Origin of the sequence: Veillonella sp. VA142 (assembly GCF_003992135.1) — a bacterium.
Taxonomy (GTDB): Bacteria; Bacillota; Negativicutes; order Veillonellales; family Veillonellaceae; genus F0422.
In genome coordinates this window covers 155,770-179,049 of the sequence record NZ_RQVN01000002.1, presented here as the reverse complement: position 1 = coordinate 179,049, position 23,280 = coordinate 155,770, and the positions used below count along the sequence as shown (strand labels likewise).

At 38.2% G+C, this 23,280-nt stretch carries 12 protein-coding genes; 2 read left to right on the top strand and 10 right to left on the bottom strand.

Annotated elements, in window-relative coordinates; all coding sequences use genetic code 11:
* Positions 1-6 precede the first annotated feature (6 nt).
* The 10 genes from trpC to EO117_RS01675 all read right to left on the bottom strand — a co-directional run bounded on the left by trpC (position 7) and on the right by EO117_RS01675 (position 20,925).
* A complete protein-coding gene (gene trpC / locus EO117_RS01715) occupies positions 7-1,593 on the bottom strand; it encodes an indole-3-glycerol phosphate synthase TrpC (RefSeq protein ID WP_126938792.1) in 1,587 nt (528 codons plus the stop codon).
* A 217-nt stretch (positions 1,594-1,810) separates the two neighbouring features.
* A complete protein-coding gene (trpD, locus tag EO117_RS01710) occupies positions 1,811-2,827 on the bottom strand; it encodes an anthranilate phosphoribosyltransferase (protein WP_126938791.1) in 1,017 nt (338 codons plus the stop codon).
* A 110-nt stretch (positions 2,828-2,937) separates the two neighbouring features.
* Entirely contained in the window at positions 2,938-3,516 is a 579-nt protein-coding gene (locus tag EO117_RS01705) for an aminodeoxychorismate/anthranilate synthase component II (protein ID WP_126938790.1), read from the bottom strand.
* Between the two features lies 1 nt (position 3,517).
* Complete coding sequence (gene trpE / locus EO117_RS01700) at positions 3,518-4,981, bottom strand: anthranilate synthase component I (RefSeq protein WP_126938789.1); 1,464 nt, start codon at positions 4,979-4,981, stop codon at positions 3,518-3,520.
* Between the two features lie 561 nt (positions 4,982-5,542).
* A complete protein-coding gene (gene aroD, locus EO117_RS01695; RefSeq protein ID WP_126938788.1) occupies positions 5,543-6,310 on the bottom strand; it encodes a type I 3-dehydroquinate dehydratase in 768 nt (255 codons plus the stop codon).
* 363 nt (positions 6,311-6,673) lie between these two features.
* Positions 6,674-7,084, bottom strand: a complete 411-nt coding sequence (locus EO117_RS01690) for a YbaN family protein (RefSeq protein WP_126938810.1) — start codon at positions 7,082-7,084, stop codon at positions 6,674-6,676.
* A gap of 37 nt (positions 7,085-7,121) precedes the next feature.
* On the bottom strand, positions 7,122-7,292 hold the full coding sequence (locus EO117_RS09160; RefSeq protein ID WP_164727459.1) for an iron-containing alcohol dehydrogenase: 171 nt from the start codon (positions 7,290-7,292) through the stop codon (positions 7,122-7,124).
* A gap of 412 nt (positions 7,293-7,704) precedes the next feature.
* On the bottom strand, positions 7,705-12,945 hold the full coding sequence (locus EO117_RS01685) for a TonB-dependent siderophore receptor (protein WP_126938787.1): 5,241 nt from the start codon (positions 12,943-12,945) through the stop codon (positions 7,705-7,707).
* A 306-nt stretch (positions 12,946-13,251) separates the two neighbouring features.
* Positions 13,252-18,399: a TonB-dependent siderophore receptor gene (locus tag EO117_RS01680; RefSeq protein ID WP_240632556.1), complete on the bottom strand. Its 5,148-nt coding sequence runs from the start codon at positions 18,397-18,399 to the stop codon at positions 13,252-13,254.
* Between the two features lie 204 nt (positions 18,400-18,603).
* Positions 18,604-20,925 (bottom strand): YadA-like family protein, encoded by a 2,322-nt coding sequence (locus EO117_RS01675; RefSeq protein WP_126938786.1) that lies wholly within the window; start codon positions 20,923-20,925, stop codon positions 18,604-18,606.
* A 341-nt stretch (positions 20,926-21,266) separates the two neighbouring features.
* On the opposite strand from EO117_RS01675, the gene EO117_RS01670 reads away from it, so the two are divergent.
* Positions 21,267-22,238, top strand: coding sequence for a sirohydrochlorin cobaltochelatase (locus EO117_RS01670; RefSeq protein ID WP_371413064.1), 972 nt, complete (start codon positions 21,267-21,269; stop codon positions 22,236-22,238).
* 74 nt (positions 22,239-22,312) lie between these two features.
* Positions 22,313-23,257: an ABC transporter substrate-binding protein gene (locus EO117_RS01665; protein ID WP_126938784.1), complete on the top strand. Its 945-nt coding sequence runs from the start codon at positions 22,313-22,315 to the stop codon at positions 23,255-23,257.
* Positions 23,258-23,280: the final 23 nt, after the last annotated feature.

The following is a 23,280-nucleotide window of genomic DNA, read 5'->3' as shown; positions in this document are numbered from 1 at the left end:
ATCTCCTTATCTATGTGTGACTGTCTTAATAATGTGTGACATGGTTCTCATTTTCTTAGCATCTTTTTGTCCATTCGTTTCTAAACTACTGCTCATGTCAAGCCCATAAGGCTGTAGTCTTCGGATAGCACGGGCTACATTGTGTAGTCCTATACCACCGGCTAGGTAGAATGGGACCTGTACTTCTTCTAGGAGTGACCAATCGATAGTCTTACCGGTACCTCCTCGTTCTTCCTTAGAGTAGGAATCTACCACTAGTCCATCAATAGGTACTTGTTTCCATGGCACAATATCTTCTTTACTTTGCACCTGTATGGCTTTCCATATCTGACAAGATTCTAATTCTTGTTCCTGTAATTGATTCCGTAATGTTTCAATATAGTCTACAGATTCATCTCCATGTAATTGCACTACTGAAAGTGGCACCGTCTTAGCAATCTCTACAATAGTAGATATCGTTTCATTTACAAATACACCTACATAAGAAGTAGGCTTATCATTAGTCGCATCTTGCAAGGTGTTTTGTAAACTATTGGCAATAGAACGGGCTTGCTCTCTTGTCACTTGTCGCTTGCTCTGTGCAAAGACAAAACCCACATAATCTGGTTGTGTATCCAGCAATACAGGAACTGTATCTTCTTGGGTTATGCCACAGAATTTTATTTTCACTTCATATCTCGGTTCTGTAAGAGGATTAGGTTCCCTTGGTATCAACATCTCTTCTTTCGATGTCTGTACACCTTCCACCTTATATGTTTCATATGTTTCTAGCAAATCTTGATTTGTATAATTCCCCTCAAAAGTATTATGTCGAATAGGGCCATATAACTCAGCTAACTTAGCCACTTTATCTGTAGACCTCATAAAGCTTTCACCCATGAGTGCAGCATGAATGTTGTTATCTCGTAAACACTGAATATCTTCAGCTGTATCTAGTCCGCTTTCAGATACGAAAATCACTGAATCATCTACAAGATTACGTAAATGAATGCTGTTGTTCACATTCACCGTAAAATCTTTTAAATTACGGTTGTTCACTCCAATGATGCGGGCTCCTATCTTAGCAGCTCGTAACACTTCCGTTTCATCGTGAGCCTCTACCAAGCAGGACAATCCCAAACTATCTGCTAGCTTATAAAAGCGTGCCATTGTTTCATCATCCAAGATAGCGGCTATGAGTAATATAGCTGAGGCGCCCCATAGTTTTGCTTCATAGATTTGGTATTCATCGATGATGAAATCCTTCCGAAGTACAGGAATATGTACAATTGCTGCAATCTCTTGTAAGTACTGAAGGCTACCTAAAAAGAAGTCTGATTCCGTCAACACAGAAATCGCTGCTGCCCCTGCCATTTCATAGTCTTTAGCAATATCTAGATAGGGAAAATCTTCTGAAATTATCCCTTTTGATGGAGATGCTTTTTTCACTTCACATATGAAATTGAAATCTAATTCTTGTAACGCCTGTTCAAAAGGGAAGTCCTTCGTGATTGGCATTCTTTCTACTTGCTGTTGCAACTCTGACAAGGGTAGCTTAGCTTTTGCGTCACGCACCCGCTTTTCAGTAGCTGCCACGATTTTATCTAATATCATAACTATCTCTATTTCTATCCTAATATTCTTGCATACTCTTATAACCATAGTATGTATATGCCAACACGCAATCAGAAGTATTTATATATCTAAATGATAACAGTAGGAATTTCTATATTTGTACTATTTAGTTGACAAGTTACCTAACTAGGTTCTAGAATCTACTATTCCTAACGAATATCTCCTGCTTTATAAGTATAATGATAACCACGGACTATTAAGCATTTTGCGAGGCATTCACAAATCTTGAAAGCGCCTTTGCACCTGCGCCAGAGTATAACAATTCTTGTATCCTTTTGAATGATTCTTCTATGGTAACCGCTCCCTCTTTAGCTAAATAGTATGCCATACCCGCATTGAGTATTACTGCTGTAGCACGACCACTTCTATCCTTACCTTCAAGTAAATTGCGTGTGATTTCAGCATTTACCTGTGCATCACCTCCTACTAATTCATCTAGTGTGGCATAGGTAAAGTCATAATCCTTCGGATCTAGCTCATAAGTTTTGAAGGTACCATGATTGATTTCACACACTGTCGTTGTACCTGTGGCTGTAATCTCATCTAACCCATCACTGCCATATACCACGGCACCACGATATACACCTAAGTTAGATAAGACCTGTGCCAAGGGTTCTATTAAGGACCGATCGTACACACCCACGAGCTCTACCGTAGCACCGGCTGGATTTGCCAAAGGCCCCAAAATATTAAATACCGTTCTTACCCCCATAGCTTTTCGTACAGGACCTGCATACTTCATAGCTTCATGGTACACAGGGGCAAACATAAAGCAAATATTTGCTTCTTCTAAGACCTTTTTATTTTGCTCTCCATTCAGATCTAGTTTCACACCCAGTGCTTCTAATACGTCGGCAGCCCCACATTTACTAGAAACACTACGATTTCCATGTTTAGCCACAGGAATACCCGCCGCAGCTAACAATATGGCTGACGTAGTGGAAATATTAAATGTACTACTACCATCTCCACCGGTTCCTACGATTTCTACTACTGTATTGTCATGTGGTACGGAACCTGCTTTTTCACGCATCACTTCTGCAAAAGCTGTAATCTCTGTCACGCTAGGTCCCTTTGCTTGTAGGCCTCCTAAAAAGGCTGCCATAGGCACCTCCTGTACGTCGCCGCTCATAATCGCATTCATCGTTACTTTTGCCACTTCATAGGGCATATCTTGACCCTCTGTAACGAGGCGTATTGCTTGTTGAATCATAGTCTATGTCTCCATTAATCATACATCTTCTATACTTAGATACTATAATGATATGTACTGACAACTATATTATAGTATTCATTTACAATGCGTAATCACTACTAACAATATTAAATAATATTATGTGTCTCCAAAAAGTTCTTCACCATCTGTTCCCCCTGTGGTGTCAAAATAGATTCTGGATGGAATTGCACACCATATATAGGATACGTCTTATGTTCCATAGCCATGATTTCTCCATCTGTTGTACGAGCTGTCACCACCAGTTCATCTCCTAATGTATCTTCTAAGACTGCTAAGGAATGATACCTAGCCACAGGAAATTCTTGAGGAATATCTTTCCATAATATAGATGGATAACATTGAGTAGCCACGCTTTGTTTGCCATGCATCACTTCTTTCGCATACCCTACAGTAGCTCCGAACACTTCGCCCATCGCCTGATGGCCCAAGCAGATGCCCAAGATAGGAAACTTTCCTTGGCATGTTTCGAGCAATTCTTCATACACTCCTGCATCCTTTGGTCGTCCTGTTCCCGGTGAAAGAATCACACAATCTGGTGACAGTTCTTGAATTTCTTCCACTGTCATTTCATCGCTGCGGATGACTTTAATATCTTTCACTAAGGAACCAATTAATTGGTAAATATTGAAAGAAAAACTATCGTAATGATCAATGAGCAATACCATATTACACCTCCTGTGCCAATGTGATAGCTGTCACCATAGATTGTGCTTTATGAATCGTTTCATTGTATTCATTCACAGGTACACTGTCTCGCACAATACCACCGCCAGACCGCACAAATACTCTTCCGTTTTTTGCCATAGCCATGCGGATGCCAATACACACATCCATATTCCCGGAAAAATCTAAGTATCCTACGGCACCTCCATATACACCACGCGGGCTTTTCTCTAATTCTTGTAAAATCTGAATGGCACGAATCTTAGGGGCACCCGACAAAGTTCCTGCTGGCAAGGTAGCACCAATAGCATCTAAAGCATCAAACTCTTCTCGTAAGGTTCCTTTCACAGTGCTAGTTAAATGGATAACGTGGGAGAACCGTTGTAATTGATGTAACGCTTCTACTTGGACGGAACCAAACTCACAAACTTTACCAATGTCGTTACGGCCTAAATCGACAAGCATATTATGTTCCGCTAGTTCTTTTTCGTCCTGACTTAGCTTAGCCTCTTGCGCCCTATCTTCCTCTTCATTCTTGCCCCGTGGTAATGTGCCCGCAATTGGGAAAGTGTAAACACTCCTATCTTGTAATTTTACCAATGTTTCCGGAGATGCACCTGTTAATTCCACAGATTTACCACTCATATAGAACATGTACGGCGATGGGTTCATTGTTCGTAGCACTCGATATGCATTGAGTAAACTCCCCTTGAACTTCGCTTCTCTACGATTAGATACCACCGCTTGGAAAATATCTCCTTCTGTGATGTAGTGTTGTGTTTTTCGTACTACCTCTTGATATTCTTCGGAAGTAAACTCAGAGGTGAATTCATTTTCCAGTACACCACGTTCGATGTCTGCCTCTTCTCCTTCTGTCACTAGATCTGCTAAGGCTTGTAATTCCAATTGGGTCCGCTCATAATTGCGTTCTATATCATCTGTACGTACATGACCGATGATATAGATTTTATTTTTATAATGGTCGAAAGCAATAACTTTATCAAAGAGCATAAGGTCCACATCGTTAACCATGCTCGTATCTGTATCACTGATGTGTTGATCCAAAGTAGGTTCTATGTATCGAATGTATTCATAGGCGAAGTATCCTACAAATCCACCTGTAAAAGTTGGCAATTCTTCTACTCTAGGGCTTTTATATTGATTCAATATATTTCTAATTTCTTCCGCCGGATTATTACATGTGAATGTGCGTGTCATATCTCCCTTAATTGTCATCATATGGTTTTTGCATGTGACTTCTAACAATGGATTATAACCTAAGAAAGAATATCGACCCCAGTGATGAGTATTATCTGCACTTTCTAATAAGAAAGTATGGGCGCTCACCTTTTTTAGGGCTTTCAGTACGGAAATAGGTGTGCGAATATCTGATAATAATTCCACATAAACTGGTACGATATCATACCCTTGCCCCAATTGTTTCACTGTTTCTAATGATGGTTTCATAAATCCTCCTGCAAAAAAAAACTCGCCCTAGACGTAAATGTCAAGGACGAGTTCATATGCTAAAAGCTGCACGAATGCGCAGAAAGATTCATATAAATCGCGGTACCACCTTGTTTGAATGCATGCATTCCCCTTTGCAGGATACTATCATATCCCTCACGATTAACGCTCATGACACGTTATGCTATACTAAGACACATTGTCCGTTCCCCATACCCTCGGTGGTCCATTTAATAGACTGCGTTCTGCGGGGCTCTCAGCTACCCCCACTCTCTGGAAGTGCACGTTCTATTTTTATCTCCACCTCATCGGTTTCGTAGGCGAGTATTAAATTATGTATCAAATATTATCACACTAAAATACATTTGTCTACTGAATATTAACATTTCTTCTATAATTTTTATAGACTCTTCTGTCTATTCTATAGATAATCTCTATAGCTATGTACATACGAAGAATAAAAACTAATGATCTCATATCTACTCCTTACCATACAGAGTAGCAGAAAATAATCTTCTTGATGCCATTGTATAGTAATTATGAAACAATTTGACTATCACATTATTTTTTGCCTTTTATTAGTTGCCTTAAAACCGCCACCTCTATCTGTCCAGGTGCCGATGCTTGTCCCAGTGTGCCAAAGGTCAAACAATTACCAAACACATTGCCACAGGTCCGTGTCATCTGTCCTAATTGTCCCATAGACATAGTTATACGTGGTAACTGCGGATATCTTTGTGTTAACTCTCTTGTAAACTGTAATACGGAAAATACGTCATCACTCGATGTTGGCATCAAAGCAAACTTAATCACGGAAGCTCCTGCAGATATCATTTGCTCTGCATAGAGATGCAATGTATCTATCCCCAATGTTTTGTAAAAGTTGTGATAGCTCATTACCGTTTGCATTCCTTGCTGATGAGCCTGTTTCATGATGCTACCAATTTTCTCTGTGTAGGCAAATAATTCTACATCCACAGCATCCACCACATTTTGATCCACAATTACTTGTAATAAATTACAGTAATTCTCACTACTTAAAGGTGTTTCTCCGCCCTCAGCTAGGGTACGCCATGTAAACAACATAGGCATCTTTTCATATTTAGAATGCACTTCTTCTACCAAATTTACTATTGTGGGTATGTACACTTCCTCAGATATATGGGAATCCTTCATCCACATATCAGGGCGCAACTCAATGAGGTCTACCTCTGCTTGCACTGCCTTTTGTACCTGTGAAAGAACTTCCTCGATACTAGGTCCTACAATAGGAACGCAGATACCACATCGATCTCCTTGTATAGGGCCTTGTTGTTGTTTTGATTTCATAGTATTCCGCTCCTAATTATAATCTATACATATACACAACTATATATTACTCCAAGTATTTTTTAACAATAAATTTATGTGTCATCAAGTAGATTGAATTATCCTTAGTGAATACTTCATAATACTCACTATCTATTGTAACGATAGATTCTGTAACATAACTTTCTACCAGTACACCCAATGACGTAAGTTATATTTAAACGTTGCTACTACTATATCACATAAGCACAACACAATAAAAGCCAAATCACGATAAATATGCATTCATGATTTGGCTAATACAACTATTCTATTTGTATGTGTACATCATATTCAGTAATATACAAACATGATACACTTGCACTACTACGAAAATAACTATTATTATGCTTTAGGTTCAGGTGGTGCCGTTTTCACAATAAACGCAAGGGCAATCACATGACCTATCCACACAGCCCCCATAATGTATAATGCTACCGGCATATTGCGCATACCATAAGCACCAATGCCCAATAAAATAGACACGGATACCAAAATATTAATCTTAGTGCGCAATGGCATGCCACTTTTACTTTTAAAAGGCTCTACATAGTTTGCATAGAGTTTTGAGTTTACAAACTTCTCATGGAATCGTTTAGATCCTCTAGCAAAACAAAATACAGCGAATAAATAAAATGGTACCGTTGGCAATAAAGGCAATACAATTCCCAATGACCCTAAGCCAAAACTAATAGCACCCAATACAATCCAAATATAACGAATCACACCCGTCGATTCTTGTATTTCTTTTGTCATTTCTTCTTTCACTTGTAACCCTTATATAACATATATGCTAATAAAATTTCTCCATATTTAAAAAATTGGGAATATCCTCTTTGCTTATACATTCAACCTCAAAATCTGAAGGAATATTCAATTTTTTATTTTCATCAAATATTTTAGAAATTTTCTTTGTTGCTGTTTCATCAAACTTAAATTCCGTTAAAAAACTTGACATCGCCATAAATACCACCCGCTTATACCTTACAATTCATTGCTATTTCAAATAATACATTAGGATGCAAACTCCGCTATATTTTGACACAAGATTGCATTCCAATGCAATCTTTATTTAAAATCGATAGTTTTTTGCATTTCAATGTAAATTTTACTCTACAATAAACAATTTTTGTATCTCAATGTAATCGTTGTATCTCAATCTAATTTTAGATACGCTGAGAATATTCCTTTCCTCTAGATAGATTGCAGTCCTATACTGCCATACTGTTGCACAGAGCATGGTAGTAGAGGATAGCCAACTGACATCGTCAACTATCCTCTATGGTATATCATTATGTATTAAATGCTAGTCTATCATACTGTGCATTAGTGCATAGACTTAGGCCAACGTCTATAAGACTTGATAGTATCTTGCATTAGAACTTGTAAGTACCTTGAATACGAGTGTAGTTACCTAATTTAAAGTTTTCTCCACCATATAATGTATCACGTTGTCCAATACCTTTGGCATCAAATGTATAGAATGCCTCTACTAAGAAGTCTTTACGAGGAACATATCCACCACCTAATGTAAAGCTGCGGATACCATCTAAGTAACGATCAGGTACTGCACCTGTGCCATTACCACCGAAGAAGGAACCATGAGCAAAGTATTTATAATCCATGAACGCATTCCAGCTACCCGGTCTTGTGTAATCAGATTGTCCGATGTCAAGACGAGCTGTCCAGAAGTGTGGAGTACCTCCCATGGAGTGACCTTTCACTGTGAAGTCAGCAGTATTTCGAACATGATCAAAGTTGGTATGACCATTCATATAGCGACCGAAATCACTGCGATTCAAACCATAATCTAAGGAAAGTAACGCATTATGACCTAATTGATATTGTGCACCGATCGCAAAGATATTTGCCAAGCGATTTGTTGTGTATGTATCATTTGTTAAGTCTGGTACTTCAGATGTTACATCGCCGTAAATTGGATCATCTGGATTGATATCTCCTGCCCAATCTGTATTATACCCGGTAATACCTGTATGAGTGACCATCTTAGTTTTTGCATGACCAGCTTGCATTGTGTGTTCATTATTGTTCAAGGAACGTAAGAACCATGCTTGAATACCTAACCGTGGGTTAATTTGCGTTTTATATTGAGCAAAGATAGCTTTATCGATCGCAGGAATTGTATCACGTTCTAATTTTAAACCAGTCACTTTGATTGGTTTGCCAATTACTTTTTCTAAGGCTGCGCGAGGTAATGTATTACCTTGTTCAGAGTCTCTTAATAATTTAATTAATTCTCTTAAATATAATTCTGGGAAAAACTGCATCTGACCTTCTGTATAATCACTAGGTGTTGTAACAAAATTCGCAGATTTTAATGTTTCGGCAATATCAACATCTTTCATTTTAATGCCTTTGCCAAATACGTTTTCCCCTTTTTCAAATATTTTTACAACTCTTTTAAATTTATAATCCTTGACTGGATTATCAAGTTTTCTTGCCTCAGGAGCACTTGAAGAGATTTGTTTATAATATCCATCATCCGTAAGAGCAAAGTTCTCAGAATATTTTATTTTGTCATCACGTGAATCCAAAGAATATTCATTATCTTCAATCCATTGTTTACGTGCAGCCCATTCAGCAGCAGCCTTGTATCCTTCTTCTAATTTTGCTTTATTCTTATCAATGTATTCCTTGGTTAATACCGTTGGGTCTCCCAAACTTGCGGCAAATTTTGAATTAACAGACGCTAATGTTTTACCATACAACTCTTTTAAGATTTCGTTTTTCTCTTTTTTAACAGCTTTTCTTTCGTCTGAATCATTCTTGTAAATCGGATATGGGCTAAATTTTCCACCAGATGAATAAAGATCCATCTGAGCCATTAAGTATGCCTTTGTACCATTAGCATCCTCTACTTCATACATAATGTTTATCGTTTTTCCAGGCGTTTCAGTCCTATATGCTAAGTGAGTAGAGTTAGCTAGTTCTGGATATGCTTTACCAACAATCTCGGCCATGCGTTGTACAATCTCAGTACGTTTTGCAGCCCGTTCTTGTTCTGATAGGTTAGACATTGTATTTTCTATATCGCTCAATTGCTCTACAAAAAATAGATTTTCGTTCTTACCTTTAAAGTCCTTTAAGTATCTTTCCATAAAAGATCCTTTTTGAGGAATTCTTTTTCCATCTTTTTCTTCAATCGGAGTCTTCCACTCATTGCCGTACATGCCTTCATTAAATGTGTTGTATATTTGGCTGTTTAATCCAATAAATTCATCCAATGTTGGCGCTCTAAAGTACGTAGCGTACGTACTATGAGTGTAAGCAGAATCTGTAATACCCGTGCTTGCTTTGAATGATCCGATACCCGTACGGAATTGATTTCGTTGGTCCGTCCAAACAGCACGAACACCATCAAATGTTTTATTAAACCAATAACCTGTAGTACCCATAGATTCAGATAAACGACCGATAGAGAAATCCCAACGTCCATTAGAATTTGTCACATCTAGGTTTTCCAATCGTTGTTTATTAAGTCCTTGTGAGTTAACTGTTGTGCTTGCTGTATCTACGGAGTGAGTACCACTTGCACTTGCTAACACTTTCACATTCGTGTGGTCATTGATTTTTTCATCTGCACCAAAACGAATGCGTTGTTCTAAGCCATGTTCTCTTTGATCTTTTAAGTTATATTCAGCACTTCCTACATAAGAAGTACTTGTATACAAGGATTGTGGACGTTCAGAACCACCATGAGCCATTAAGCGTGCTCGGTAATCACCGATAAATTGAGTGCCTACTTCTTTATTTGCATCAAATGGACGATCTAAGAAGTGATGACTATGTCCCATATTATCGCCATTGACTCTAGCTAACGCAGTATCAACTTGAGTTTGAGAAATCGGTGTTGTGGATCCTATACTACTATTCGCTGTACCTGGTGTTTGTGCTTTCACATTTGTATCTTTATGTGCACCACCAGGGCCAAATTTTAGGTTCACACCAAAACGATATACACGAGCTTGTGTTGCACGGTCATCATCGCGATGATCAAAGATATTATTAACACCAAAGTATACTAATGAATCATCGCCAAATTTACGTTGTACCATGGCATTCCATATACCGTAGGATTTTTCTTCGTATTCATTAGAAACATTATAAATAGCACTATCGGAATCAATTCCACTAATCCAATAGTTGGAACGATTTTTTTGCGTATTACTATCCAACATTTTATGGTAATAGTCCGCCCAAAGTTGTGCATTCCATTTTTTAGTTTCGTATGTAATACCAAAGTCAATTTTATTAGTTGGACGATCTAATAAATGTCTAGGCATTGTTGGATCAGATTGGTTTAAAGCCTGTAGACGAGTCCAGCCAAAGCGCGTACTCCAATGATTACCAAATTTATGTTTCCACTCTAATTGGGCACCGGTAATTTTAGCTTTCCCAATATTTTTAAAGCTATAAATTAAATCTGGTGCTTGCATCCATTTATCTTGTTTCGATAATTGCGGAGCCCAATCTTGTAGTTCTCCTGTAAAATATACCGACATGTAATTAGTAATACGGTTTTGGAAAATGCCAAAGCGAGCATAGTCATTTTTGCCTTCTCCTTCAAAACTAATGTCGATATTTTTGGATGTTTCTGGTTTCAAGTTAGGGTTACCTGCCCAGTACCAACCCATTTTAGCTACACCTTGTGCTACTGGGTTAGAACCAAACATTTGCCAATTATACCACAATTCACCCATACCTGGTTCAGCGTAGCCTGTACCTACATTGACTTTCAAACGACGATGCGCATTGGAGTTTACATTATAGGTAGCCCCTAAATTCCAGGATACATGACTACCGAATAAGTTACTTTTATCAATACGAACTGTTGGTTGTACTAATAAATCTTTATTGACTTGCCAAGCATCGGATAAGTACATATTTGTTTTATTGATAGTGCCTTCCCCTTCTGTAATACGTTGTTCACGTTCACGATATTTCTCAAGGAATTTAACGCCTTTGTATTTTGGTGCTTTCGCACGCTCTGCTGGATCCAAGGATTCCCCTTGTGTAAAGTATTTTACATACACAGAAGATGCACTTTGAAGATTATTTTCATTTTTTAATGCATCATTGAAATCACGAATTTTTTCCCAGTGTTCATCATCTACTCCAAAATCTGTTAAATTATTATACACCGAGGATGGGTCTGTTGTTTTATTAGGGTCATCTAATTTATGTTCACGGAAGTATTCATAGGTAATCGGTGGAATGTCGCTCTTTTTCTCAGCGCCATAATATTCATAATCTTTATCCCAAATTGGTAAACCATCTTTACTTGGTTTAAATTTAAAATCATGAATGTGTGAATAAACACGCAAACTATTGTCCCCAGGGCGACGCTCTAGACGATCTACACCAGCTACTAACAAGTTTTTATCATAGTCCCATGGATCAATATATCTTGTTTTTACATTTGGAGAGCTTTTCAAGCGACTACCAAAACCAGTTTCATGGGTTTGTGCAATCCCCCAACTCAATGTGTGTGTATCCCCAATAGCAGAATTTGCATTGAAGCGGATATCAGTTTGACGATGGTCTACATCATCAATATACTTCAATTCATTTTTACCTTCGTACTGAGAACGGCCGAAGTAATTAATTAAAGAAATATCATTTTCATTAATGCGAGAATGGTTCAATTCTAATTTCCAATCGCTAGCACCACCTCGACCGTTCCAAATCATATTCAATGTATTACGGTTGCTATCACGTTTAAAATGGCGCTGTGGCTCAAATGGAGATGTACTATGTTTTACATCACGTTGTAAATCTTCTGTATATCGATTTAGACGAACTTGAATATTGTTTTCTTTATTAATATCGTAAATTGCGTTCAACCCAACATCAGAGGTATCTCCATAGAAACGAAGCACATTTGGTTTAAACTCGCCTTCTAGTTTATCTCCAGTATCTCTTCTTGCTTGCGTAGCATATACAGGCATAATATCACGTTTACTACCAGAGATAGCTACACGCACTTTACCCATTTGTCCAGAATCAGCACGTAAGAAGAAATTTGAATTACCATATCCAGTTTCTCCACCTTTAGCACGAGATCCTTCACCATTGATTTGAATAGTTGGTTTTTTTGCTGCTTTTTTAGTGATAATGTTCACTACACCACCAATCGCATCGGAACCATATTTCGCACTAGCAGAACCTTGTACGATTTCAATGCGTTCCACGTTTTCTGTACCTAAACGCATCACTTCGTCAGCGGCGCCACTAAACTTAGCCAAGTCCCCTAATACGGCTTGTCCATCTACTAAAATTAGAGTATGTCGTGCTTCGGCACCACGGATGGATACACCTACACGACCCATCGAATCCACAGTACGAGATACACCGCTTTCAGTAAAAATGATATCTTCTAATGACTTCGCTTGTTTTTGCTCAATATCCTTTTTAGTAATAATACTCACTTGTTGAGAGTTATATTTTGCCTCTTCATGTGCTTTGTCGGCTGTTACATACACAGAACCCTCAGCTTGTACCGTATTTGTATACATCAATCCAGGCATAGCTATCCATGTAGCTATAGCGCAAGATAGCATAAAGTATTTCTGTTGCTTTCTCCGATGTGTGGTCATGGCAATCTGCTCCTATATCTCTAAAAAACTATATATCAATGAATCCCTATAAATGACAAAAAGTATCATTTTCTATTATTTTATAGTAAATGATATTTCAATTCTACTCCAAAATGAAATCCAATAGCCCAATTAGTTCATTTATTTGAAACTCTTTCTTATTTTTATCTATAAATATACACCTGATTGTGTTAACATCGAACATCAAAAATGCCTAATAACTATAAGACAAACAGTCATTAGGCATCTCTTCTAACTATTAAATTATCCAATACAGGAGAGAAACTCACTTTCAATTACGTAAATCTAGAACCTATAAGTTCCTTGGATTCTTGTGTAATTTCCTAATTTAAAGTTTTCTGCACCGTATAAAGTATCTCTTTGTCCAATCGCTTTTGCATCGAAGGTATAGGATGCTTCTAATAATACATCTTTCCATGGTACATATCCACCACCAACGGTGAAGCTACGAATACCATCTAGGTATCGATCTGGTACAGCCCCCGTTCCATTTCCGCCGAAGAAGGAACCATGGTCAAAGGATTTGTAATCGATGAATCCATTCCAGCTACCTGGTCTACTCATATCCGATTGTCCAACATCAAAACGAACAGCCCAGAATGTTGGATTCCCACCATTAGTTCGACCTGTTGGGGTAAAGTTTATGGACCCTGGCACATAATCATAGATAGTGCGACCATTCATAAATCGACCAAGGTCTGTTCTGTTTTGACCATAATCGAAGGAAACCGTAGCTTGCCCCATTCGATAATTAGCACCAATACCAATCACATTAGCCATACCTCGTAACGTTTTAGAGGATGTGGTCAATCCAGAAGCGTAGGCCATACTAAATTCATCATTACCTAAGGAACGTAAATACCATGCACTGATTCCCATTTGTTTACCTACCATATGTCGAAGTTGAATAAATCCAGCTCCTTTAATTGGTGGTATAGTATCACGTTGCAATACGATACCTTTCGCAGGAATAATAGCTCCTGTGTATGGAGTCAATGTTTCCCTTGGTAAACGACTATGAGCATCAGTGGCCTCTAAGACACTAACGAGTTTATTGAAATATTGAGCAATTAAGTATGGGTACATGTCTGAATCGTATGTGTTGTATATTGTATGATCTTGAGGACTTCCATCAGTCTCTAGATAATTATTTTTATAAAGCTCATCTCCTACTTTACCAGAATCATCAGTCAATTCTACTCCTGTAACACCTCCGTTAAAAGCTCCAATAGCGAGTCGTTTGGCTTCCTCGTCATATCCCTTTAATATTTCTGCTTTATTCTCTTTAAACCACTTTGCTAAAAATTCTTTTTTATTTTTGCCAAGAACTTGAATATCCTTAAGTTTTAATTTGAAAATAGGGTTATTTATATTATTCCCACTAGGACTAATCGCTTGTTTAAATGAGCTTTCGGTTGCAGGTCCAGCTGGAATAGGGTTTCCATCTGGTCCACGCATCAAATCTCCATCATCATCATATTTAAATTCCTGTGATTTTCCCTTTAAGGTATAGTTTAATTTTGGCATTTTAATTGGAATGGTAATTTCTTTTTCCGTCCTTGTCGCTATATCAACTGTAGTGAAAGCTTTATCATTACCATAGGCTTTTATTACAATGTCTTGCATGCGAGCCAGTGTTCCATACTGAGCATCTACATTAGCTTCCCATTTTGTAGTAATTTCTTCCAATTCTTTTGTTTTAGCTTCAATTTTTGCTCGTAGTTCAACTTTTTCCTCTTCTGTAGGTGTTACCCAACCATTACCTGCCAAGTCATCTTTTAAACTATCTAATTCAGTAGTATAGTCATCTTTTTTTGCAGATAACTCCTTATATTCCCTCAGCAACTTTTTCAACTGTTGATAGAAATTCACTGTATTCGGTGCATCTTTCACAACTTTTTCAACTTTTGCTCCACCAACACGGTTTCGGTCTTCTTCTGAAAGTTCTGAGTAATCATAGGATGTACCAACAAACTCATCCACAGTTGGTGGTCGTTTAAACTTCGTATAAATTGCATGAGTATACGAAGAGTCTTGGATACCGGTGCTGCGGGAGAAATCCCCAAATCCAATACGTACTTGGTCTTTATCACTAGTCCAAACGGTACGAAGTCCATCAAATTCTTTATTAAACCAGTACCCTGTAGCACCCATTCGTTCTTTCATCCTACCTACAGAATAATCCCATTTTGCATGATGTTTCGTCAAATCTAACTCTTCTACTCTACTATGTTGAATACCTTTTGAACCTACCATTTCATGAGATGTATCCACACCGTTTTGCCCCTGTGCTGTGATGAGTAATTTTACATTCATAGTATCATTAACTCGTGCATTAGCACCCAAACGCAACCGTGTATGGAACCCATGTTCATTTTTATCTAGTAGGTTTTTCAATGCCCCATCACTAATTGAGCTGACTGCTGTAACCCGATTGGATGGTCGATCACTACCTAAATGACTATCTCCACCCATACGTAAATCGCCTATGAATGTAATTCCTTTTTCTTTGCCTTCATCAAATGGTTTCTCCAAGACAAATGTATTCAGTGGAGTCATGGCTATAATATCATTTTTATCATGAATGACTTTTGTAGATACTTCTACTACCTTATCCTTTGTTTCACTAGAAGCCCCAAATTTTAAATTCATCCCAAACCGATATTGACGACCTTGCAAGGCTCGATCATCATCTCGATGATCAAAGATATTATTAATGCCAAAATACACTAAGGAATCTTTATTGATTTTCTTTTGCACAATCATGTTCCAAATGCCATAGGATTTTAACTTATACATATCCGCTGTCTTTTTCGTATTAAACTCGTAGGTAATGATAGATTTATCGTCATTATCAGGGTCTTTTTGTGATGTAATATAATTACCACCGCCAGATACGGAATTACTATCTAGCATTTTATAGTAATAGTCTGCCCAAATATTACCACTCCAGCCACTTTTTTTATCTTCAAATTCTAAACCTAAGTCCAATTTATGCATTGGTTTATCTAGCAATCGACGTGGCAAATCTGGATTTGTTTTATTAATGGCATTCAAATAGGTATAACCGAATTTAAATTTAAAATGCTCATTCAACCGTTGTTTTAACTCTAATTCCAAGCCATTAATACGAGCTTTACCTATATTTTTAAAAGTATAAATCATATCTGGTGCATGTTCAAATTTTGTAGCACCCATATAAGTACTTTCATTTAAATAAGGATGAAAATCTATAATATGTCCTGTATTAGCAATGGTCATGTAGTTCGTAATTTGGTTGCGGAAAGCAGTTAATTTGAAATAGGTATTTTTGTTTTCCCCTTCAAAAGAGATATCTATATTTTTCGAGGTTTCTGGTTTTAAATCAGGATTACCAATCCAATACCATCCTAGTCGTGCACGACCACCGGAAAGTGGAGCTACATTCGTTACCGTAGGGCCATACATTTCCCAATTATAGTACATTTCCCCCATGCCTGGCTCGGTGTAGCTGGTTCCAATATTAGCTTTCAAACGACGATGTGCATTGCCCTTTACATTATGGGTAACCCCCATGTTGAAAGTCATATGGGAACCGAATAAATCACTATGGTCTAGGCGAGCAATCGGTTGTAAAATCGTGTTCTTATTCACTTGCCATGTATCTTGGATGAAGAAATGTTGTTTCCGTAACCGAGCACTCCCTACCGTTTGCTGATTAATCCGTTTATTGTACTCATCCTTAAAATGACCACCATTGAATTGAGGTCGTACAATTTTAAAGGATGGATCTTCCATATAATAGAATAAAGCCAAATACGCTAAGTTAATAATTGGTGGTTTCACTCCATCTATGGTGGTGGATCCTTGATGTCCTGGCCCATACTTAGCCACCAGTTCTTGATTGTAAGGAATTTGTTTTAATCTTTCGTTGAATGCTTCAAACCGTTTAAAGGCTTCAGGATTGCGTCTTTGAAGATTGTTCGGCGTATAATTTCCACCAGAATCATAGACCAAACCCATAAAGGCAGACTCATCTAGCCCTGCTTCTGGGTCTAAATAGTTTTTAAAGTCTTCATAGGTAAATTCAGGCACACTGGTATTAATTGTTCCATCATAGCCATACCATTCATGTTCTTTATTCCACCGTAAAGAGCCATCACTATTTTTATCAAAAGAATGACGATAGATGGTACTAGAAGGTTTCCCTTTTTTCACAGCTAAACTTTTATCATAATCCCATGGGTCAATGTTACGAACCCATGTGTGAGGCGCGCTTTTTAATCGACTACCTTCACCACTTTCAGTAGTGTATCCAAACCCATAAGAAAGTAAATGATTTTCATTGGCTTGTGTATCGCCAGTAACATTTAAGCTCCATTGTTTATGATCCACATTGTCCACATAATTCAACGTGTTTTTACCTTCATAGTTACTATTTCCAAATTCACTAGTAAGGGTCACATCATCTTCTTTTGTCCGGGCAGAGTTCAATTCCACTTTCCAGTTATTTTTTTCATCGGAACCAGCATAGGAAAAGTTAATTTTATTCCGATCCAAATCACGTTTATAATGCACTTGTGGTTCATCTTCAGAATTCGTTCGTTTTACATATCGCTCTAAATCTTCGTTATATCGATCCATGGTGAAAGAAAATGAATTTTTATCATTCACATCATAGATAGCAGACAAGCCAATATTGGCATTGGCGCCATAATAACGAAGTGAGTTTTTAGGGAATCGATGGGGCACACTAGGATCACCAAATGGAACTTCTTTTCTTTCTCGTGCAGCATATACGGGCACAATATCACGTTTGCTACCGTGAATATTCACTCGTAATTTACCTTGTTGGCCTGAATCAGCACGCATAAAGAAGTTACTGTATGGGAACAAGCCTTGGTCGCCACGAGAACGAATACTCTCACCATTAATGCGGATATTAGCATTTTTATTTGGTTTATTTGTAATTACATTGATAACACCACCAATGGCATCAGATCCGTATTTTGCGCTTGCTGCACCTTGAATAATTTCTATACGTTCCACATTTTCTGTACCTAGTCGTTGCAATTCATCGCCTTGCCCCTGATACTTTGCAAATTCACCCATCACTGGCTGACCATCTACGAGTATTAATGTATGACGAGGTTCGGCACCACGAATCGATACACCGACACGGCCCATACTGTCCACTGTACGACTTACACCAGCTTGTGTAAATACGATATCTTCCACAGATTTAGCCTGCTTTAGTTCAATATCTTTTTTGGTAATGATTTGCACTTGTTGAGAGTTATATTTTGCTTCTTCTTGTGCACGATCTGCTGTAACAAATACTGACCCTTCTGCCTGTACAGGTGCTAACCCACCTAATAGATACCAAGAGCATGCCATCCAACTCATGACTGCACCAGTAAGTAAACGTTTTTGATACGGCTTAGTATAATGCATAGCATTCCACCATCTTTCTATAATATAAATATCATTGATAATATTAATCATTTATATTTTATTACTAATGATGATTTACATCTACTCTAAATAGACATAAAATGCTCCATTTGATTCACAAATTGAAATAACACAAAAAGGCTATAGCCGATTCTATCAGTCTATAGCCTTTGCGGTATAACTACCATTTGTATTCTATTGTATTTATTTTAACAAAGCCTTTAAGGCTTGTACATCTTGTTGCAACCGTTCATTTTGTTCTAATAAACGATTAATTTTTACATCTTGTTCTTCAATGCGACGCTCTTGCAATACATTGTTAGATTTCTCCATTGCTAACTCTTCTGAAAGAACTTGCACTGTTGCTGGAGGTGCATATTGTGGCACATCATCACTGCCATGTCCAATTCTAAATGTAACACCTCCATTATAGGATCGTTGTTTACCAGCAAATGCAATCCCCGCATTAAACATGGTTCCTTCGTCTGTATAATGAGCTACACCTAAAGCAAAACCGGTAGTACCAGAGTTATGTCCTACACCCGCCATAATTTGTGTAGGCTCTGTCGATTTATACGCCACTGGTTTTAATGCTGCTAACGCAGCATTTATTGCATCCCCTTCTCGACTTTCACTACGAAGAGCCTGTACATCTTGACGAACTCCATTCACCAAAGTGTTCGTTTGGTTCATGATGTCTCCCATAGTATTGTTGATACTTGTATTAAGTACTCGTTTTAACTGAGCTACATTAACAGCATCTGTATCCAACGTACCTGCCGCCACGTTATTAATTTGGCGAGTTAATCCCAAGTCTGCGTTACCAACAGATACACCACCTAATGAGCTCTCCCATGCAGAAGCACCTTGAAAGTTATTCTTAATCGCCTGCATTGCCTCCAACTTTTTAGCTTCTGCGTCAATAATTTTTCCACGATGCTCTGCCGTTAAGGTATCAGCTGCATTGCGAATATCTGCAGTGGCGCCATAGATACGATCATATTCAGCTGTACGAAGTACGACATTAGACTTGTCGATTGTCTCATTCGCCTCTTTAATGATAGTTTTTTGTGCCTCATAAGCAGCTACATCTTTCACCACAGTACTCATATCCATAGCCGCTTTTGTAGTAGGATCATAGCCCGCTGTGAAAGCTTGACCCGATGTGGAGGATAATGCACCTAGTGCAACGGAAGAATCAATGGTTGTTTTCGAGTCTAAACCAATAGCAACACTGTTAGAGGCATGTGTGCTTGATTTAGTTCCCATCGCTATACTATCCACACCATTAGTAATCGCTTTAAGACCGATTGCTATACTTCGATTACGATCAGTTTTGCTCTCTTGTCCGATGGCAACACTTTGCAAACCAATAGAATTAGCATATAAACCGATGGCAGCTGAGCCATATCCACGGGCACCTAGCTCTTCTCCTGTCACTTGATGCTTATGCATACCCATGGCAACGGAATAGTGACCATACGCCTTAGAATGTACACCTATTGCCGTAGAATATATCCCTTGCGACGAACTTGATGTACCAACTGCAGTCGAATATACGCCAATTTCACCGTCTACTAACTCTGTATTAGCCACACTATTATTACCGATAGCAATAGACCCAACACTACCAGTCCTAGCACCTGTACCTACGGCAGTTGCCGCATAATAGGTATGATCTGCTGTGGGATGCTTCGTTTCATTTCTAGCATCTGCCCCTATGGCAACAGAAAGTCCTGCTGTAGCCGTCGAGTTTCGACCAATAGCAATAGAGCCATGGGATCCCGAATCATTCGTACTAGCCCCTCTACCGATAGCAATTGTTTCTGTATCTCGAGCCTTTGCTCCATAACCTATAGCTACAGCTGTTTCACCACTAGCAGCAGAAGCATCACCAAAGGAAGCGCTATAGTTGCCTGTTGCATTGGAGGCATGACCAACCGCTGTGGATTGAATACCCGTTGCATTCGCAAATGCCCCATAGGACGCAGATCGATTGCTAGTAGCTGTAGCACTATCACCTACGGCTGTTGTATGCGTACTAGAAGCCAGTGTTTCATTACCAATGCTAATAGAACGATCACCGGTAGCACCAAATCGTTTATTTTCTGTCTCATTGATTGCTACACCAATAGAAATAGCACGGTTACCTGTCGCATAAGAATCGGCTCCAACTGCCACCCCATAATCTCCACTAGATACAGCATACGCACCTACTACAGTAGTATTCACATTCGTTGCCTTTGCTTTTGTACCAATGGCTAATGCATCTGTATGTGTTGCCGTTGCATTTAACCCAAGAGCCGTCGCATTACCACCACTAGCTATAGAATTAGCTCCTATAGCAACCCCTTGGTTACCCGATGCATTGGCATTAGCCCCAACAGCCAATGCCACATGACCAGTTGCGCTGGCATTGCTACCACCTACAACAACAGCAGGATATGCTGCCATTGTTGGTGCAGACATTGTACCTAACACAAGAGTAAGAACTGCTAACTTAGACTGACGCTTTTCAAATTTCATTCCTAACCTCTACCTTCTCATAGTAACTACTTATTAATTTCATATACAAAAGTTTATTTTTTATAACTGTATAAAGTTAGCATATCTCTTTTTTATTGTCAATTTTATTCATAAAACTTATATATAAGTAAAAACAAACTTAATACAACCTATGCCAATACGATTGCACCTTATCATTATAGCTAACTTTCATCATTAGATATCCCTATTTCATTGACACTTATCACAGTTGAGATTATAATAATAGTAAGTATGAATAGGGAAAATAAGTATTCATGCTTTTGGGTATATTCTAGTTTTAGGTAAGGAGAATTATTATGAAGTTCTTTTCTAAAAGCGCTATGGTTGCAGCATTAGCCGTAACTGCAGCTTTCGGTGTTTCTCAATCTACTGATGCGGCGTACATGTTAAACTCTGAAGTAAAAGACGCAACTCCAGCATTACAAGAAGCAGCTTCCATTGGTGTTCGCACATACGAAAATCCAATGATGAAAGACGCAATGAATAAAGATGCTATCGTAGTTATGTCCTTTGGCACTACTTTCAAAGATACTCGTGCAAAAACAATTGATGCTACAATCAATGAAATCAAAGCACAACATCCAAATGTGAAAGTAGTCACTGCTTTCACATCCCATATCATCATTGACCGTATTAAAGCTAAAGAAGGCATTACATACCCTACTCCAGAAGAAGCATTAGACCAATTAAAAGCTGATGGATACACTCGTGTTGCTTTAACAACATTAAATATGATTCCAGGTATGGAATATAACTATGCTGGCGCTGTATTCAACCACCATAAACAAGATTTCAAAAAAATGACATTAGGTTTACCTTTAATGTATTGGATGGGACAAGAAGAACAACGCGATGATATTGAACAAGCATTAAAAGCATACTCTTCCCAATTCCCTATGATCCAAACAAAAGATTCTGCTGTATTGATCATGGCTCATGGTACTCCAGATCCATCTAATGCGTACTATGCAGTAATCCAAGATCGTATCGATTCCATGGGATTCCAAAACACATACCTTTACACTGTTGAAGGATGGCCAAACCTTGAAACAGTGATCCCTCAATTGAAAGAAAAAGGAATCAAACACGTTACATTAATGCCATTAATGATGGTGGCTGGTGACCATGCAAACAACGATATGGCTGGCGACGAACCTGATTCTCACAAAAATATCCTTATGAAAGAAGGTTTCACTGTAGATACTTACATCCATGGTGCTGGTGAAAACCAACAAATTCGTGATATCTTTGCTGAACGTGCTTCCGAAGCATATGATGCATTAGTAAAATAATTGCAATCACAATAGTATAGTATTAAAATTTAGGGGGATACGTTTCGTATCCCCTTATTTGAAAGAAATAAACAATGAAAACATATTTAAAAATTTGTAGTGCTGTTCTACTTTCCACTTCTTTGTTACTAGGTGGATGCGCAAAAACAGGTCCTACTACAACAGAAACAACTCGCACTGTCTCTTACCAAGATCAGTCCTACACAATTCCTGCTAACCCATCCAAGGTGGTAGCCCTATCTAACTCTATTTCTAAAATGATCTATGCTGTAGGTGGCAAAGCCATCGCTCGTGTTGAAAGTAACGAAAAATTACCTAGTGAAATTGAATCATTACCAAGCATAGGCCATACAGCCAATCCTAATATGGAACAATTAGTTGGTCTACATCCTGATTTAGTATTAGGCTTACCTAGCCAACATGAAAAATTCAAAGGGCAACTAGATAGCAATAACATTCCATCTATTTTGATTAACTACGATGGAATCAATGATAATATTCCACTTTTAACATTATTGGGTAATATTTTCCATACAGAAGATAAAGCCAAATCTGTCATCGAAGATTACAATAAAAAAATCGATACTGTGAAAGCTGCTGTCCCTAAAGATAAACCTGTCAAAATCGCTGTATTACGAGCTACTGGTAAATCGGTAACAGCCGAAACTCCATTAGCAATTACGGCGTCCATGGTTCGTGAATTAGGCATCAACAATGTAGTAGAACAACATTTGAAAGACAATGTGACATCTAAAACAGTGCCTTATTCCTTGGAAACATTAACAGTAGATAACCCGGACATAATCCTTGTCGTTACCATGGGTAAAAAGGATGAAATCAATGCAACCTTTGCCAAAGAAATGACTAGCAACCCTGCTTGGAATCAATTACAAGCTGTGAAAAATGACAAAGTTATCTTCTTACCTTCCCAATGGTTCCTATTGAATCCTGGACTAGAAACACCTGAGGCAATGGCTGAATTAGTTAAGATCATTTACGGCGTGAAAGTACAATTATAAACGATAAAATGCATGCTAACATA

What these genes read in the sequence shown, in the direction of transcription:
- trpC (WP_126938792.1), bottom strand. Translation starts at nt 1,593, where the DNA reads ATGATATTAGATAAAATCGTGGCAGCTACTGAAAAGCGGGTGCGTGAC.
- EO117_RS01705 (WP_126938790.1), bottom strand. Translation starts at nt 3,516, where the DNA reads ATGGTATTGCTCATTGATCATTACGATAGTTTTTCTTTCAATATTTAC.
- EO117_RS01690 (WP_126938810.1), bottom strand. Translation starts at nt 7,084, where the DNA reads ATGACAAAAGAAATACAAGAATCGACGGGTGTGATTCGTTATATTTGG.
- trpD (WP_126938791.1), bottom strand. Translation starts at nt 2,827, where the DNA reads ATGATTCAACAAGCAATACGCCTCGTTACAGAGGGTCAAGATATGCCC.
- EO117_RS01685 (WP_126938787.1), bottom strand. Translation starts at nt 12,945, where the DNA reads ATGACCACACATCGGAGAAAGCAACAGAAATACTTTATGCTATCTTGC.
- EO117_RS01670 (WP_371413064.1), top strand. Translation starts at nt 21,267, where the DNA reads ATGGTTGCAGCATTAGCCGTAACTGCAGCTTTCGGTGTTTCTCAATCT.
- EO117_RS09160 (WP_164727459.1), bottom strand. Translation starts at nt 7,292, where the DNA reads ATGGCGATGTCAAGTTTTTTAACGGAATTTAAGTTTGATGAAACAGCA.
- EO117_RS01665 (WP_126938784.1), top strand. Translation starts at nt 22,313, where the DNA reads ATGAAAACATATTTAAAAATTTGTAGTGCTGTTCTACTTTCCACTTCT.
- EO117_RS01680 (WP_240632556.1), bottom strand. Translation starts at nt 18,399, where the DNA reads ATGCATTATACTAAGCCGTATCAAAAACGTTTACTTACTGGTGCAGTC.
- trpE (WP_126938789.1), bottom strand. Translation starts at nt 4,981, where the DNA reads ATGAAACCATCATTAGAAACAGTGAAACAATTGGGGCAAGGGTATGAT.
- EO117_RS01675 (WP_126938786.1), bottom strand. Translation starts at nt 20,925, where the DNA reads ATGAAATTTGAAAAGCGTCAGTCTAAGTTAGCAGTTCTTACTCTTGTG.
- aroD (WP_126938788.1), bottom strand. Translation starts at nt 6,310, where the DNA reads ATGAAATCAAAACAACAACAAGGCCCTATACAAGGAGATCGATGTGGT.